13 protein-coding genes are annotated in these 16019 nt (G+C 63.8%); 5 read left to right on the top strand and 8 right to left on the bottom strand.

Going from position 1 to position 16019, the window contains the following annotated elements; genetic code table 11:
- Nucleotides 1–8: 8 nt before the first annotated feature.
- Nucleotides 9–920 (bottom strand): LysR substrate-binding domain-containing protein, encoded by a 912-nt coding sequence (locus N805_RS05025; RefSeq protein ID WP_028613160.1) that lies wholly within the window; start codon nt 918–920, stop codon nt 9–11.
- Between the two features lie 96 nt (nt 921–1016).
- Between N805_RS05025 and N805_RS05020 the strand changes: the two genes are divergently transcribed.
- The 5 genes from N805_RS05020 to N805_RS05000 all read left to right on the top strand — a co-directional run bounded on the left by N805_RS05020 (nt 1017) and on the right by N805_RS05000 (nt 7529).
- Entirely contained in the window at nt 1017–2108 is a 1092-nt protein-coding gene (locus N805_RS05020) for a tartrate dehydrogenase (protein ID WP_028613161.1), read from the top strand.
- A 194-nt stretch (nt 2109–2302) separates the two neighbouring features.
- Nucleotides 2303–3901 carry a BCCT family transporter gene (locus tag N805_RS05015; protein ID WP_028613162.1) on the top strand — a complete coding sequence of 533 codons (1599 nt, stop codon included), beginning with the start codon at nt 2303–2305 and terminating at the stop codon, nt 3899–3901.
- Nucleotides 3902–4040: 139 nt separating this feature from the next.
- Nucleotides 4041–5162 (top strand): aromatic ring-hydroxylating oxygenase subunit alpha, encoded by a 1122-nt coding sequence (locus tag N805_RS05010; RefSeq protein ID WP_016499196.1) that lies wholly within the window; start codon nt 4041–4043, stop codon nt 5160–5162.
- Between the two features lie 78 nt (nt 5163–5240).
- Nucleotides 5241–6212, top strand: a complete 972-nt coding sequence (locus N805_RS05005) for a PDR/VanB family oxidoreductase (protein ID WP_028613163.1) — start codon at nt 5241–5243, stop codon at nt 6210–6212.
- Between the two features lie 237 nt (nt 6213–6449).
- The gene (locus tag N805_RS05000; RefSeq protein WP_028613164.1) at nt 6450–7529 is read left to right on the top strand and encodes a helix-turn-helix domain-containing protein; all 1080 of its coding nucleotides are present in this window, start codon (nt 6450–6452) and stop codon (nt 7527–7529) included.
- Nucleotides 7530–7696: 167 nt separating this feature from the next.
- Here the strand turns inward: N805_RS05000 and N805_RS04995 are convergent, their stop codons facing one another.
- The 7 genes from N805_RS04995 to alr all read right to left on the bottom strand — a co-directional run bounded on the left by N805_RS04995 (nt 7697) and on the right by alr (nt 15985).
- Nucleotides 7697–8530, bottom strand: coding sequence for a helix-turn-helix transcriptional regulator (locus N805_RS04995; RefSeq protein ID WP_019473871.1), 834 nt, complete (start codon nt 8528–8530; stop codon nt 7697–7699).
- A gap of 53 nt (nt 8531–8583) precedes the next feature.
- On the bottom strand, nt 8584–9996 hold the full coding sequence (locus N805_RS04990) for an aminotransferase (protein ID WP_019473870.1): 1413 nt from the start codon (nt 9994–9996) through the stop codon (nt 8584–8586).
- A 33-nt stretch (nt 9997–10029) separates the two neighbouring features.
- Nucleotides 10030–11133 carry a polyamine ABC transporter substrate-binding protein gene (locus N805_RS04985; RefSeq protein ID WP_028613165.1) on the bottom strand — a complete coding sequence of 368 codons (1104 nt, stop codon included), beginning with the start codon at nt 11131–11133 and terminating at the stop codon, nt 10030–10032.
- A gap of 257 nt (nt 11134–11390) precedes the next feature.
- Nucleotides 11391–12092 (bottom strand): NAD(P)H-dependent oxidoreductase, encoded by a 702-nt coding sequence (locus N805_RS04980; protein WP_028613166.1) that lies wholly within the window; start codon nt 12090–12092, stop codon nt 11391–11393.
- Nucleotides 12093–12135: 43 nt separating this feature from the next.
- Nucleotides 12136–13548 (bottom strand): aldehyde dehydrogenase family protein, encoded by a 1413-nt coding sequence (locus N805_RS04975; RefSeq protein WP_046811297.1) that lies wholly within the window; start codon nt 13546–13548, stop codon nt 12136–12138.
- A complete protein-coding gene (locus tag N805_RS04970) occupies nt 13541–14731 on the bottom strand; it encodes a pyridoxal phosphate-dependent aminotransferase (RefSeq protein ID WP_028613167.1) in 1191 nt (396 codons plus the stop codon). Before N805_RS04970 ends, N805_RS04975 begins: the two co-directional genes overlap by 8 nt.
- Nucleotides 14732–14755: 24 nt before the next feature.
- On the bottom strand, nt 14756–15985 hold the full coding sequence (alr, locus tag N805_RS04965) for an alanine racemase (protein ID WP_028613168.1): 1230 nt from the start codon (nt 15983–15985) through the stop codon (nt 14756–14758).
- Between the last annotated feature and the right edge of the window lie 34 nt (nt 15986–16019).

Here is a 16019-nt window from a genome sequence, read left to right as displayed (position 1 = left end):
GGAGCGGCCTACTCCGGCAAGCTGTAGCGCTCGGCAAAGTACTGGCGGAAAAAGTCCACCGCCACCCGCACCTTGGCCGAACTGGCCAGCGGCGAGGTGTACACCGCCCAGATGTCCGCCGGCTGATGATAGGCCTCCAGCACCTGCACCAGGCGCCCGTCCTGCAGGCTGTCGTGCACGTCCCACCATGAGCGCAGCAGTATCCCGCGCCCGTCCAGGCACCACTGGTGCGCCACTTCGCCATGGTTGGTCGACAGGCCGCCGGTCACCCGTACGCTTTCTTCACCCAGCGGCCCCATCAGTTGCCACACCCCGAACGGGTGGTCGCGCTCCTTGATCACCAGGCAGTCGTGGCTGCCCAGGTCGCCCAGCACTTTGGGCGTGCCGCGCCGCGCCAGGTACGCCGGCGCTGCGCACAGTACCCGGCGGTTGCGTGCCAACGGCTTGGCGATCAGGTTGGGGGCAATGGCGTTGCCCACGCGGATGTCCAGGTCGACACCTTCGGCAATCAGGTCCACCAGGCGGTCGTGCACATCCAGGCGAACGTCCAGCCGCGGGTAGCGCTCGGCCAGCTCCGACAAGGCCGGCGCCACGAAGCGCCGGCCCAGGCCCAGGCTGCTGGCAATGCGCAACTGCCCGGCCGGCTCGCGGTGCTGGGCACTGATGTCATCGCCCATGCGCTGTACGGCATCGAAGATCTGCAAGGCCCATTGATACACCCGCTCGCCCTCCTCGCTCACCGTCACCCGCCGGGTGGTGCGGTGCAACAGGCGCACTTCCAGGGTTTGCTCAAGGATGCGAATGCGCTTGCTGATGTACGCCGCCGACATGCCCAGCTCGTCGGCCACGGCCGCGAAGCTGGCGCGCTTGGCCACTTGCAGGAAGATGTTGAGGTCGTCGAGGTTGGGCAGATTATTCACGTACCGTGTTCCAAGAATCCATGATTCGCCAGATTATCTCCGAGCCGAGCCCTTATAGCATGACCAGCACCTGTTCCCTAGACACGAGTGCACCCCATGAGCAAGACGTTCAGAATCGCGGCAATCCCAGGCGACGGCATCGGCAACGAAGTACTGCCCGAAGGCATTCGCGTAGTCGAGGCCGCCGCGCGCAAGCACGGCCTGGACATCAGCTTCGAGTTCTTCGAATGGGCCAGCTGCGACTACTACCTGGCCCACGGCAAGATGATGCCGGACGACTGGTTCGAACAGCTCAAGGGTTTCGACGCGCTGTACTTCGGTGCTGTAGGTTGGCCAGACAAGGTGCCGGACCACATCTCGCTGTGGGGTTCGCTGCTCAAGTTCCGCCGCGACTTCGACCAGTACGTGAACATTCGCCCGGTGCGCCTGTTCCCCGGCGTACCCTGCCCGCTGGCGGGGCGTGAACCCGGCGACATCGACTTCGTGGTCATCCGCGAAAACACCGAAGGCGAGTACTCGTCGCTGGGCGGGCGCATGTTCGAAGGCACCGAGAACGAGTTCGTGCTGCAGGAATCGGTGTTCACCCGCCGCGGCGTCGACCGCATTCTCAAGTACGCCTTCGAAGTGGCCCAGACCCGCGAGCGCAAGCACGTCACCTCGGCCACCAAGTCCAACGGCATGGCCGTGAGCATGCCGTACTGGGATGAACGCACCGCCGCCATGGCAGCCAATTATCCGGAAATCAGCTGGGACAAGCAGCACATTGATATCCTCTGCGCCCGCTTCGTACTGCAACCGGACCGCTTCGATGTGGTCGTGGCCTCGAACCTGTTCGGCGACATCCTGTCCGACCTGGGCCCGGCCTGCGCCGGCACCATCGGCATCGCGCCATCGGCCAACCTGAACCCCGAGCGCAAGTTCCCGTCGCTGTTCGAGCCGGTGCACGGCTCGGCCCCAGACATCTACGGCAAGAACATCGCCAACCCGATTGCGATGATCTGGTCCGGTGCGCTGATGCTCGATTTCCTCGGCAACGAAGGCACCGACCCACGCTACCGCGCTGCCCACGACGACATCCTCAAAGCCATCGAGCAGGTCATCGCCGCCGGTGACGTAACCCGCGACATGGGTGGCCAGCAGTCTACCCAGCAAGTGGGCCAGGCCATCACCGCGCTGATCGAAGGCTGATGCACCTGGGGCCGATTGTCAGAAGTGTCTGACAATCGGCCCTTTGCCTCTTGCGAGTGACGTGGATTGTATGCAAAATCTGTTAACCATTAGATATTGGTTAACTTGTGGTTAACAGCCAAGGAAGGAGTAGTACCGCTACACCCCGGATGCCTGCCGGGTATAACAAGTACGCCAACGTCCAGGAGACGATGATGTCGCACAAGAATAAAAAGATTGATGTGTTCCTGATTACCGTGAGCCTGATCGCCGTACTGCTCACCGTGATCGGCCTTGCAGCCTTCCCCGCCCAGGCTGAAAGCGCCGCCAACCAGTTGTTCGAGCTGTCCACCCGCACCTTCGGTACCAGCGTGCAGGTGCTGGTGTTCGGCAGTACCCTGGCCGTGCTGTACCTGGCCTTCAGCAAGTACGGCAACATCCGCCTGGGCAGTGGCAAGCCTGAATACGCCACAGCCACCTGGGTGTTCATGTTCATCTGTGCCGGCATGGGTTCGTCGACCCTCTACTGGGGCGTGATGGAATGGGCCTACTACTACCAGACCCCAGGCCTGAACATCGCCGCGGCCACCCCCAAGGCACTCGAGTACAGCGTGGGCTACTCGTTCTTCCACTGGGGTATCAGCGCCTGGTCGATCTACGCCCTGGCCTCGCTGGCCATGGCCTACCACTTCCATGTACGCAAGAAGAGCGGCCTGAACCTGGCTTCGGTTATCGAAGCGGTGACAGGTTTCAAGGCTACCGGGCCGGTGGGCCGTACCGTCGACCTGATCTTCCTGCTGACCATGATGGGCGCCCTGACCGTGTCGCTGGCCCTCACCGCTTCTACCCTGACGCGCGGCCTGCACGACCTGACCGGCACCCCGGATACGTTCACGGTGCAATTGATGGTGATCGGCGGCGTGGCGGTGATGTTCTCGCTCAGCTCCTACATCGGTATCGATGGTGGCCTGCAGCGCCTGAGCAAGATGGTGTGCATCGGCGCGCTGGTGTTTGCCGCGGTTGTGCTGTTGGTGGGCCCGACCCAGTTCACCCTCAACAACACTGCCAACTCGATTGGCCTGATGATCCAGAACTACGTGCACATGAGCCTGTTCACCGACCCGGCGGGCGACGGTGCCTTTACCCGCAACTGGACGGTGTTCTACTGGCTGTGGTGGGTGTCCTACGCCCCGGGCGTGGCCATGTTCGTTACCCGCGTTTCGCGCGGCCGGCAGATCAAGGAAGTGGTCCTGGCCCTGCTGATGGGGGGCAGCTTCGGTTGCTGGTTCTTCTTCGGCGCGCTGGAAAGCTACAGCATGCACCAGTTCATCACCGGCGCGGTGGATGTACCGAAAATGCTCGCCGAACAAGGCGGCGAATCGGCCGTGACGCACCTGCTGCTGGCCTTGCCGTGGGGCCAGGTGTTCCTCGGTGTCTACCTGTTCATCATGGCCATCTTCTGTGCTTCGCACATGGATGCCGCGGCCTACGCGGTGGCCGCCACCAGCACCCGCAACCTGCGTGAAGGTGACGACCCAACGCCAACCCACCGCCTGTTCTGGTGCGTGGTGCTGACCCTGGTGCCACTGGCCATGCTGTTCGCCAAGGCCTCGCTGTCGACCATGAAGACCGCCGTGGTGCTTACCGCAATCCCGTTCATGGTGATTCTGCTGGTGAAGATCTATGGCTTCTTCAAGTGGATGATCGCCGACTACGGCCAGGTACCGGCCCACGTCATCGAAGAAGAGGCTGCACGGATGGCCGGTGAAGCCCCGGCCGAACACGCCCCGCGCAGCGTTGCTGCCGTGCACTGATTAACCGTGCAGGAGCGAGCTTGCTCGCGATGGGCTGCAAAGCAGCCCCCTTGATCACTGCAAATTTCTTTGCCTGATCTGTTAACCAACAGATACGTGTTAACCAACAACTATAAACCGAGCTTGTGAGAAACCTGTCATGAACGACTTCAAACGCCTGCCCGCCGATTTCTGCGCGAACGCCGACGAGGCCTTCACCATCCCGGCCAATTTCTACACCAAGGCCGCGGTGTTCGAACACGAGAAAGAAGCCATCTTCGCCCGCAGCTGGATCTGCGTGGGCCACCGCAGCGAAGTGGCAGACAACAATGCCTACATTACCCGCGACGTGATTGGCGAAAGCATTATCGTCGTGCGTGGCCGTGACAGCGTGCTGCGTGCGTTCTACAACGTCTGCCCGCACCGTGGCCACCAGCTGCTCAGCGGCAGCGGCAAGGCCAAGAACGTCATCACCTGCCCGTACCATGCCTGGACCTTCAAGCTCGACGGCGAACTGGCCCACGCCCGCAACTGCGACAACGTGGTCAATTTCGACAAAGAGAACTCCACCCTGGTGCAGCTGCGCGTCGAGGAATACGCCGGCTTCATCTTCATCAACATGGACATGGACGCGGGCTCCGTCGAAGACCAGCTGCCAGGCATGCAAGCACGCATGCGCGAAGCCTGCGCGGTAATCGACGACCTGCACCTGGCGGCGCGCTTCGTCAGCGACACCCCGGCCAACTGGAAGTCGATCGTCGACAACTACCTGGAGTGCTACCACTGCGCCCCGGCCCACCCAGGCTTCTCCGACTCGGTCGACGTCGGCCAGTACAGCCACACCATGCACGGTAACTGGACCCTGCAATATGGCCTGGCCAAGCCTTCGGAGCAGTCGTTCAAGTTCGACGAAAACGTGAAAGACCCGTCGTTCGCCGGCTTCTGGGCCTGGCCGTGCACCATGTTCAACGTGCCGCCAGGGGCCAACTTCATGACCGTGATCTACGAGTTCCCGGTCGATGCCGAAACCACCCTGCAGCACTACGACATCTACTTCCTCAACAAGGACATCACCGAAGAGCAGCAGAAGCTGATCGACTGGTACCGCGAAGTGTTCCGCCCAGAAGACCTGCGCCTGGTCGAGAGCGTGCAAAAGGGCCTGAAGTCGCGTGGCTACCGTGGCCAGGGCCGCATCATGGCCGACCGCGAGCGCAGTGGCATGAGCGAGCACGGCATTGCCCACTTCCACAACCTGATCGCCGTGGCCCACCTCGACGATTGATGGCAATCGCTCCACGTTTATTTGCACGTAAAGGTGCGCGGCAGGGCCTGCCGCGCGCCCAGGCAGTCGAGGTGAACCATGGCCAACACTTATGAAATGTTCAACGTACGCGTTACCGACGTGGAACACGCCACGCCGCTGATCAAGCGCTTTACCCTGGCCCGCGAAGACGGCGCGGCGATGCCCGCCTTCACCGGCGGCAGCCACGTCATCGTGCAGATGCAAGGCGCTGACGGCAGGCAGTTCAGCAACGCCTACTCGTTGATGAGCGACCCGCGTGACACCCGCAGCTACCAGATCGGCGTGCGCCTGGAAGAACAGTCCAAAGGCGGCTCGGCGTTCATGCACCAGCAGGTAGAAGTCGGCACCCGCCTGACCATCTCCTCGCCCAACAACCTGTTCGCCCTCGACCCTTCGGCAGGCCGTCACGTCCTGATTGCCGGCGGCATCGGCATCACCCCGTTCCTGGCGCAACTGCATGAGCTGGAAGGTAGCAGCACCGATTACGAGCTGCACTATGCCTTCCGCGCCCCAGAGCACGGCGCGTTCCAGGACCAGTTGGCCAATGGCCCGCATGCCGCCAACACGCAGTTCTACATCGACAGCCTCGACCGCAAGCTTGACCTGGCCGCCCTGTGCGCGGGGCTGGACGAGCAAGCGCACCTGTACGTGTGCGGCCCCAAACCGCTGATCGACGCGGTCATCGCCTGCGCCGCCAAGGCCGGCATTGCCGAGCAGCGCGTGCATTGGGAACAGTTTGCCGCCACCCCGGTCACCGGCAGTGCCTTTACCGTGGTGCTGGCGCAATCGGGCGTGGAACTGCAGGTGGAAGAAGGCATGACCATTCTGCAGGCCATCGAGAAGTCCAAGGCTGCCAAGGTCGAGTGCTTATGCCGGGAAGGCGTGTGCGGTACGTGCGAGACGGCCATCCTCGAGGGTGAGGCCGAGCATTACGACCAGTACCTGAGCGACGAAGAAAAAGCCGCCCAGCAGAGCATCATGCTGTGCGTCTCGCGCGCCCGCACGGCGCGGCTGGTGCTGGATCTTTAACAACCGCCCGGCTGATGTTGCCTGTACTGGCCTCATCGCCGGCAAGCCAGCTCCCACATGGACCGCATCGCCCTCCAGCCATGTCAATACCTGTGGGAGCTGGCTTGCCGGCGATGAGGCCAGTGCAGGCAACACAAGGTCATTCCCCCAGAAGAGGCAGCGTGAGGACCCGTCAACCAAAAGTTGACAGCTTGGGTATACTGGCAGGCTCTTGGCCCAGATCAGGACACCCTGCCGATGTTGGAAAACAGCTTCGCCTTCCGCCTCAAGGAACTGCTCGAGCATCACAAGCTGACCCTGCAAGCCGTGGGCACGGCCTTGGGCATTTCGCGCACCGCCGTGCACAAGTGGACCCGAGGCGGCGAGATCGACTACGACAACCTGCGCAAGCTGGCCGACTTTCTCAAGGTCAACTGGATCTGGCTGCGCTATGGCGACGAAGCACTGCAGAACATCCAGCAACCGCAGGTGGTCGAGCTGCCGATGACCGACGTGCGCCGCCGCCTGACCGCCGAGATCATGGAAAGCGAAACGCGCATGAAGCTGGCCCAGGAAGGCGCACGCATCGTCACCTGGGAATGGAACCTGATCAGCGACGAAGTCACCTACTCGCCCAACGTCGAGCAGGTCTATGGCTGGCCGGTCCATCACAACGAAGACTTCTGGAAGCACCTGCCCGACGAAGACGTGCAGCGCATGCAGGTGATGTACGCCGACGCGGTGGCCGACGGCAGTGGCTGTGAATGCGACTTCCGCATCACCCGCCCGGACGGTGAAGTGCGCTGGATTTCTTCCCGCGCCACAGTGGTGCGCGACAGCGCCGGGCGCTCGGTAAAGATGGTTGGCATCAGCATGGACAACACCGAACGCCAGGTGGCCCAGCAGGCGCTGAGCCAGAGCGAGGAACGCTTCCGGGCGATCTTCGAGCTGGCCTGGGGTGCCCTGGCCTACATCGACCCGGACGGCACCTGGCAGCGGGTCAACAACAGCCTGTGCGAGTTGCTGGGCTACAGCGCCGATGAACTCTACGGCATGACCTTCCAGCAGATCACCCACGCCGAGGACCTGGCGCAGAACCTGCAACTGCTGCAACGCATGCTTGCCGGCGAAACCGAGCGCTACGAAGTAGAAAAACGCGTGCGCCACAAGAACGGCGAGTACATCTGGGTACGCGCCCGCACCTCGCTGCAGCGCCGTGGCAATGGCGAGCCGGAACACCTGATCAGCGTGTTCGAAGACATCAGCGCCGAGCGCCAGGAGCATGAACGGCTACAGGCGCACATCGCCGCCCTGGAGGCCCGCCTGGCCGCTTCGTGAGCAGGCTTACGCGAACGCCTGTAGGAGCGGCCTTGTGTCGCGATGGCGCGCGCAGCGGCCCCGGCAATTTTGTGTCGAGACAGGGATTGCGGGGCCGCTGCGCGCCCCATCGCGACACAAGGCCGCTCCTACAAGGACCTCCTTAAGCCAGGCACATCCGCGAAACGTCACGGCCCAGATTGATCGTTGCGCAACCAGTCGATAAACCGTGCAAACAACTCGGACTGCGAGTTGATCTCCAGCTTCAGGTACAGGTTCTTGCGGTGCATGCGCACCGTCTCCGGTGAGATGCCCAGCTCCAGCGCGGTCGACTTCACCGAGTGCCCGCGCAAAATCATGTGTGCCACCTCCCGCTCACGGTCGGTCAGCACCTGGCAACCAAAGCTGTCGAACGCCGCCTGCAAGCTGCCGTGTTCGGCCGATGCTGCGCCGGGCTCCAGGTTATGCCGGGCGTAACGCCCCAACAGTTCCCGCACCATGGGCTCCAGCGCCCGCAGCAGGTCGACCTGCCCGGCACTCAGAGGCGTGCCGCTGCAACCCTGGAACAGGCTCAGCGACAACTTGCGGCCTGCGCTGACGTCGACGATGTAGTAGCTGTCTTCGCTGCAACCGGTGCCCAGGTAATAGGCCTTGTAGTAGTCGCTGTCGAAGAAGTTGTCGGGGGCGATTTCCTGCAGGTGGTAAAAGCCTTCGGCCAAGCCGCTTTGCACGGCCAGGCAGAATGGGTCGAGCAGGTAGCCGGCACTGAAATAACGCTCAAGCACCGCGGTGCGGTGCAGCTCGGGAATGCCTTGCTGGTACAGCAGCTGCGGCGCCCGCCCCTGGCACTCAAGGCTGATCATCATCGATTCAACCTGCACCAGCTGGCCGATGGCAGCGGCCACATACTCCAGCGCCTCGGGCGTATCGCTATTGGCCAGCGCACGCTGCAGCGCCGCATGCCATTGCTGCAGCGCGCCCATTGTCAGGGTAAGCGGGGTGTCGGGAGTGGCCTGGGTCATGCCCGGCAGTCTAGCCTGCCAGGCACGCCCCCGCACAGCCCTTTGCGCCAGGTTCATCGGCCCTGATACAGGCCAAGCGCCGTGAGTTCACGCGCGGTTTCGATGATGCACTGGCGCAAGGTCTCGACGATCTCGTCCACCTGCGCATGGGTGACGATCAGCGGTGGCGACATCACGTTCAGGTGCATGATCGGGCGCACCAGCAACCCGCGGGCCTGGGCCTTGCTGTGGATACGCTCGCCGATGTTCACCTCGTCCGGGAACAGCGCCTTGCTGGCCTTGTCGGCCACGAACTCGACACAGGCCATCAGCTTCATGCAACGCACATCACCCACCAGCGGCAACTCGCGCAGGCTTTGCAAGCGCTGCTCCAGGTAGCCACCCACGTCCTTGACGTGATCGAGCAGTTGCTCGCGCTCGATGATCTCGATGTTCTTCAGCGCCGCCGTGCAGCACACCGGGTGACCACTGTAGGTGAAGCCATGGGTGAAGCAGCGGCCCTTGCCCGGCTCGGCAATCACTTCCCAGATACGCTCGGAGAAGATACACGCGCCCAGCGGCAGGTAGGCCGAGGTCAGGCCCTTGGCGGTGGTGATGATGTCGGGGGTGACGCCAAACAGTTCTTCGCTGGCGAAGAAGGTGCCCAGGCGGCCGAACGAGGTGACCACTTCGTCGGCGACAAACAGGATGTCGTAGGTCTGGCACAGTTGCCACATACGCTGGAAGTAGCCCTCGGGCGGAATGATCACCCCGCCCGAGCCCATGATCGGCTCGGCGAAGAACGCCGCCACGTTGTCAGCGCCCAGCGACAGGATCTTGTCCTCGAACTCGGCCACCAGGTAGTCGAGGAATTCGGCCTCGTCCATGTCGTGCGGGGCACGGTACGGGTTGGGGTTGGAGACGTGGTGGATCAGGTCGTGGTGATAGTCGAACTCCGGCACCCGGTCGGCGGCCTTGTTGCCGATCGACATGGTCAGGGTGGTGGAACCATGGTAGGCGTTATAGCGGGCAATGATGTGCTTCTTGTGTGGCTTGCCGCGGCAGTTCTGGTAGTACTGGATCAGCCGGTAGGCGGTGTCGACAGCGGTCGAGCCGCCGGTGGTGAGGAACACATGGTTCAGGTCGCCCGGTGCCAGCTGCGCAAGCTTCTGGCACAGTTCGATGGCCACGTCGTTGGCCATGTCGGAGAACGGGTTGGAATACGCCAGCTGGCGCACCTGGTCCGCAATGGCCAGGGCCATTTCCTCGCGGCCCAGGCCGATGTTGGTGCACCACATGCCGCCGACGGCATCGAGGAAGCGGTTGCCGTGGGTATCACGAATATAGGCGCCCTCGCCTGCGACGATGTTCAGTGCGCCTTGCTCGCGGTGCTCGTCGAATACATGGTAGCCGTGCATGTAGTGGGCCTTGTCGGCTTCCACCAGCGGGTCGTGGGCGATGGCGAATGCTTTGTTTGGGGTGGCCATGGGCAGCTCCTTGGCGGAAATTTTGGGCAGTGTTCAGAAACCGGTCTTGACCGTGCTCCAGACCCGGGTGATGGCGCGCATATCCTTGGGGCTCTGGGTTTTCTGCGCGAACAGGCGCTCACGGGTTTGTGCGTCGGGGTAGATGGCCGGGTCCTGGCGGATGTCGTCACGCACCAGCGCAGTGGCGGCGGCGTTGCTGTTGGCGTAGTGGATGTAGTCGGTAACCTTGGCCATGGTTTGCGGCTGCAGCAGGAACTCGATGAAGCGGTGGGCGTTGGCCGCGTGCGGCGCATCCTTGGGGATGTACAGGTTGTCGAACCAGATCAGCGAACCTTCCTGGGGGATGAAGAACGACAGCTTGATGTCTTTCTTCGCCTCCACCGCACGGGCCTGGGCGGTGGCATAGTCGCCGGACCAGGTCAGTGCCAGGCACACATCGCCGTTGGGCAGGCTGGTGAGGTAGTTGACCGAGTCGAACTTGCGAATGTAGGGGCGGATGCCCAGCAGCAGTTGTTCTGCTGCCTTGAGGTCGGCGGCCGACGCGCTGCGCGGGTCCTTGCCCAGGTACTGCAGGGCCAGCGGGATGACCTCGGTGGGCGCGTCCATCAGGGTGACGCCGCAGTCGGCGAAGCGCGAGACGATTTGGGGGTCGAACAGCATGGCCAGCGAACCAATCGGCGCGTCGGGCATGCGTGCGGTGATCTTGTCGACGTTGTAGGTTACCCCCGAGCTGCCCCATGTATAGGGCGCCGAATACTTCAGGCCAGGGTCGTAGCCCTGCAGGTTGTTGACCACCTGCTGATCGAGGTTTTGCCAGCTGGGCAGTTGCTGCTTGTCCAGTGCCTGGAACACGCCGGCGCTGATCAGCGGGGGGACCAGCGAGGCATTGAGCATGACCAGGTCGTAGCCGGAGCGGCCGGTCAGCAGTTTGGTCTGCACCGTTTCGTAGCCGTCGAAGGTGTCGTAGATGACCTTGATGCCGGTGGCCTTCTCGAAATCGGCCAGGGTGGTTTCGCCGATGTAGTCGGTCCAGTTGTACAACCGTAACGTGTTGGCGCTGTCCACCTCTGCCGCCTGCGCCAGGCTGGCACCAGACGCCAGCAGCAGACCACCCATCACCTTCAGTACCTTGCGCATGGCAACTCCATCGTGTGAATGCTCCGGATCGAGCCGATGGGTTCACTATCGAGGGATTTGCCGAGCGGCAACATACCCCGAATGTGTGGGTGGTCGTTTTTAGTGCCTCGCTGAGTGCGCGCTTTTTTGTAGGAGCGGCCTTGTGTCGCGATGGGCTGCGACAGCAGCCCCGACAATTTGCACTGGGGCGCAGATCCTGGGGCTGCGGCGCAGCCCATCGCGACACAAGGCCGCTCCTACAGGGGGCTGCGCACGACTCAAGATAGAGGGTAAAGCGCCTCATCGAACTGGGCCAGGCGGGGGAACACCAATGGCTGGTCGTCCGCAAGCTGCTCCAGGCGTTGCCGGTACTGCTGCAAGAAGCCCTGGCGCGCGTCATCGCTGATATACGGCACATGCCAGGCCACAAACGGTGGCAGCACCTCAAGCCCCACATAAGCCAGCGTGCCCCGCAGTATCGGCCGCAGCATGTCTTCCAGCGGGCCATGAATCGCCCCTTCACCAAACATGTGCTCGCGCCCGCCCAAGGTCACGGTCACCAGCGCCTTCTTGCCCGCCAACCCGCCCTGGTCGTAGAAACGCTTGCCGCCATAGCACACCCCCGACACCAGCACCCGGTCGATCCAGCCCTTGAGCATGGCAGGTGCCGAGAACCAGAAGATCGGGAAGTTCAGCACCAGCAAGTCGGCCCACAACAACTTGTCCAGCTCCTGCTGGATATCCTCGGCAATGGCGCCGCGCTTGACCCCCTGGCGCTGCTCCAGGGCATACACCAGGTACTCGGGGTTCTCCCGCTGGGTGAAATCATCGGCACTGGCCACCGGGTTCCAGCCCATGGCGTACAGGTCGCTGACCTGCACCTGGTGGCCTTGGGCGCGGAAGGTTTCCACGGCCTGGTCCCGCAGGGCAGCGGTGAACGATTGCGGCTCGGGGTGAGCGTGGACGATCAGTACATTCACAAACATTCTCCTTACACAAAACAGGTTGTCTTGCAGCGGTGGCTCAGCACTGTACGGCTTTCACCTCGACGAACTCCGCCAGGCCCTCTTCGCCCCACTCGCGGCCGTTGCCCGACTGCTTGTAGCCACCGAACGGCGCCTGGTAGTTGAACCCGCCCCCGTTGATGAAGCACTGCCCGGCCCGTATCTGCCGCGCCAGCGCCAGGCCATGCTCGCGGCTGCCCGCCCACACTGCGCTGGACAGGCCGAACGGCGAGTCATTGGCCAACGCCAGCGCCTGGGCCTCGTCGGCGTATGGAATGAGGCACAGCACCGGGCCGAAGATTTCTTCCTGGGCAATGCGCATGCGGTTGTCGACGTCGGCGAACAACGTGGGCGCCACGTAGAACCCGCGCTTGAAGCCGCCGCTATCACCACCGCACAACAAGCGCGCGCCCTCCTCCTGCCCCAGGCGAATGTAGTCGAGCACCGTGCGCCGCTGGCCTGCCGAACACATCGGCCCGAGGAAACTGGCCGGGTCACGCGGGTCGCCCATGACCAGTGCGCGGGTTTCGGCCTCGGCAATTTCCAGCGCCTCGGCGTAGCGGCTGGCCGGCAGCAGCATGCGGGTGAGTGCCGTACAGGTCTGCCCCGAGTTGATCATCACGTCCTGCACGCCGTGGCGCACCGCAGCGTGCAGGTCGGCGTCGGCGGTAATCAGCAACGGCGATTTGCCACCCAGCTCCAGGCACACCCGCTTCACCGTCGGCGCGGCCGCTTGTGCCACCCGCACCCCGGCACCGGTGGAGCCGGTGAACGACACCATGTCCACCTGCGGGTGCCGGGCCAGGGCTTCACCGACCTTGGCACCTGGGCCGCTGACCAGGTTGAACACCCCTGCCGGCAGGCCGATGGCGTCAATCATTTCGGCCAGCACAAATGCGTGCAGCGGCGTTTCCTGGCTGGGCTTGACCACCACCGTGCACCCGGCAGCCAGGGCCGGCGCCAGCTTGCCGATCATCTGGTGCAGCGGGTAGTTCCACGGGTTGATGAATGCGCACACGCCAACAGCCTCGCGGTACACCAGCGAGTTGCCGACTTCGCGCACCTCATCCATCAGCCCGGCCAGTTCGGCATACTGTTCCAGCCCGGCAATCGGGCCTTCGACCTGCACCGCCTGGCACCACTGCACCGGCATGCCCAGCTCATCGGTAATGGCCGACGCCATTTCCGCCCCGCGGCTTTGCAGCTGTGCGACCAAAGCCCGAATGTACCTTGCACGCACGCTGGACGGCGTGCGCGACCAGCCATCAAAGGCCCGCCGCGCCGCCATCACCGCCCGCTCGACATCGGCCTCGGCACCCAGTGGTACCCGGCCAATGGCCTGCTCGGTGGCCGGGTCGATCACCTCAGCCATGCCCTGCCCGCTCGGCACCTGCCAGGCGCCATCGATGTACAACCGCGCATACTCACGCATGGCCGTACTCCCGTTTCAGTTCGTCGGCGCAGCGGGCGATGCGGTGGCAGGCATCGACCAGCGCCGCATTGCCCAGCACCAGGCCCAGGCGGATATGCCCGGCAGCGCTGGGGCCGAACGCTTCGCCGGCGAGCACCGACACGCCCTGGCGGTCCAGCAGGTGGTCGGCAAAGGCCTGGGCACTTACGCCGGTCTCACGGATATCAACCATCACGAACATGCCACCATCGGGCTTCAGCGCCCTCAGGCCCGGGCAGCCGGCCAGCTGTTCGCACACCAGGTCACGGCGCTGGCGGTAGGCCTCGCGCATGGCGACCAACTCGGGCAACTGCTGCTCCAGCGCCACCACGGCGGCGTCCTGGATGAAGTCGGGCGAGCCATACAGCATGCACAGGGCAAGGTTTTCCAGGTGGGCGGCCAGCTCGGCCGAACCGACCACCCAGCCCATCCGCCAGCCCGTCATGGCATGGGACTTCGACAGGCTGTTGAGGGTGGCGGTGCGTTCGGCCATGCCCGGCAGGCTGGCAGGGCTGACATGCTCGCCCTCGTACAACAGCTCGCTGTACACCTCGTCGGAGATCAGCCACAGGTCGTGGGCGATGCACAGTTCGGCCAGTGCTTCCCAGGTAGCACGGGGCAGGCTTGCCCCCGACGGGTTGTGCGGGCTGTTCAAGGCCAGCGCGCGGGTGCGCGGGGTGATGCGCTCGGCCACGTCCTGCGGGCATACCCGAAAGCCGTTTTCCGGCTTGACCGGCACCGGCACCACCTTGGCACCACAGGCACCGAACACCGCCTCATAGGTCACATACATCGGTTCGGCGACAAGCACCTCGTCGCCCGGGTCCAGTACGCACTGGGCCACGCAGTACAGCGCGCACTGGGCCCCCGCCAGCACCGTCACCTGGTCGGCGTCGACGGCCTGGCCGCTACGCTGCTGGTGGCGCCTGGCGATGGCCTGGCGCAGGGCCAACTTGCCGCGTACATCGGCGTAATGGGTATGGCCGGCCCGTAGGCTGTCGATGGCCGCTTCGACAATCGGCGCAGGGGTGTCAAAGTCTGGGTCACCCACCGACAACAGCAGGATGTCCTTGCCCTCGGCCTGCAGCGCCAGGGCGCGGTAGTGGATGTCCCAGGCTGCGGCCCCGTCGCCGGCGATGCGTTGGGTAAGCTTGGCGTAGCGCATGGCAATCTCCCTTCTTTGGCGGTTTCAGTCGACGAGGATCTTCGGGTTGGAACTGCCCCACACGGTGTACAGGTCGGCCAGCAGCGCGCCGTTGATTTCTTCCATCTCGGCCTGGGTGATTTCGCCCCCGGCCTGCTTGCCGAACAGCACCACTTCGTTGCCACCCTTCACGTCCGGGAAGTCGGTGACATCGACCATCAGCGTGTTCATCGACACCTTGCCCACCACCGGTATGCGGTGGCCGTTGATCAGCACATAGCCCTTGTTGGTGAACACCCGGCGATAGCCATCGGAATAGCCGACGGTGATGTTGGCCAGGCGCGAATCACGGGCCAGGGTGAAGGTGCGGTCGTAGCCGACGGTGTTGCCGGCCGGGTAACTGTGCACCGCCGCCACGTGCGACTTGAACTGCATGGCGCGTTGGTACTCGGTGCGCGCCGGCACGGTGTCACCGAACAGCGCGCCACCGGTGCGTACCATGTCCAGGCGCGCCTCCGGCACCTCCAGCGTAGCGAACGAGTTGGCGGCGTGCAGGGTGAGCTTGCTGCGGTCGAGCTTCGCGTGCTTGATCAACCAGTCGGTCTGCTCGTTGAAGGCCGCCAGGCCCTTGCGCACATCGTCCTTGTCTTCCACGGCGAAGTGGGTCATCAGCGCGACCAGCTTGAGGTGTTTCTGGTCGGTGATCTGCAGCGCTTCGCCACGGCCGGACCAGGTGGCCATCTCCACCCCGTTGCGGCTCATGCCGCTGGAGTTGAGCGCCATATGTATGCGCAGGGTCTTGCCGTGGCGCGCGGCGATGGCATCGGCCTGGCGGGCAAATTCTGCGCTACCCACCAGCTCTTCCATGTCGTACTGCAAGGCATCTTCCAGCTCGCTGAGGCTGGCCAGGCGTACCCGCACCAGTTGCCCGGTGAAGCCACTGGCGCGGACCACGCGGGCCTCCTCGTTGCTGGCCACCGCCACGCAGGGCACGCCCTGGGCGATGATCGATGGCATTACCAGGCCGATACCGTGGCCATAGGCATCGGCCTTGAGCACGGCGCACAACTTGGACTTGCCGGCCAGCTCGGCCTGCAGGGTGCGGATGTTATGTTGCAGGGCGCTGGCGCTGACTTCGACCCAGGCGTTGCTGTTTTGCACGGTCAGGGCGTTGGTGCCGTTGTCCATCGAGAGCGGTGGTGCGGCATACAGGGGGGCCTGGCCGGTAATCAGCAGGGCCAGGGATGCGGCCAGAAGTGTACGGCGAAATGGCATGTAGGTTTCTCTTGTTCTTTTGGTTGTGCGCGCC

The organism is Pseudomonas putida S13.1.2 (genome assembly GCF_000498395.2).
In the GTDB taxonomy this organism is placed as follows: Bacteria; Pseudomonadota; Gammaproteobacteria; order Pseudomonadales; family Pseudomonadaceae; genus Aquipseudomonas; species Aquipseudomonas putida_Q.
Note: the sequence above shows the minus strand (reverse complement) of the source record. Positions and strands in the feature narration are given on the sequence as shown.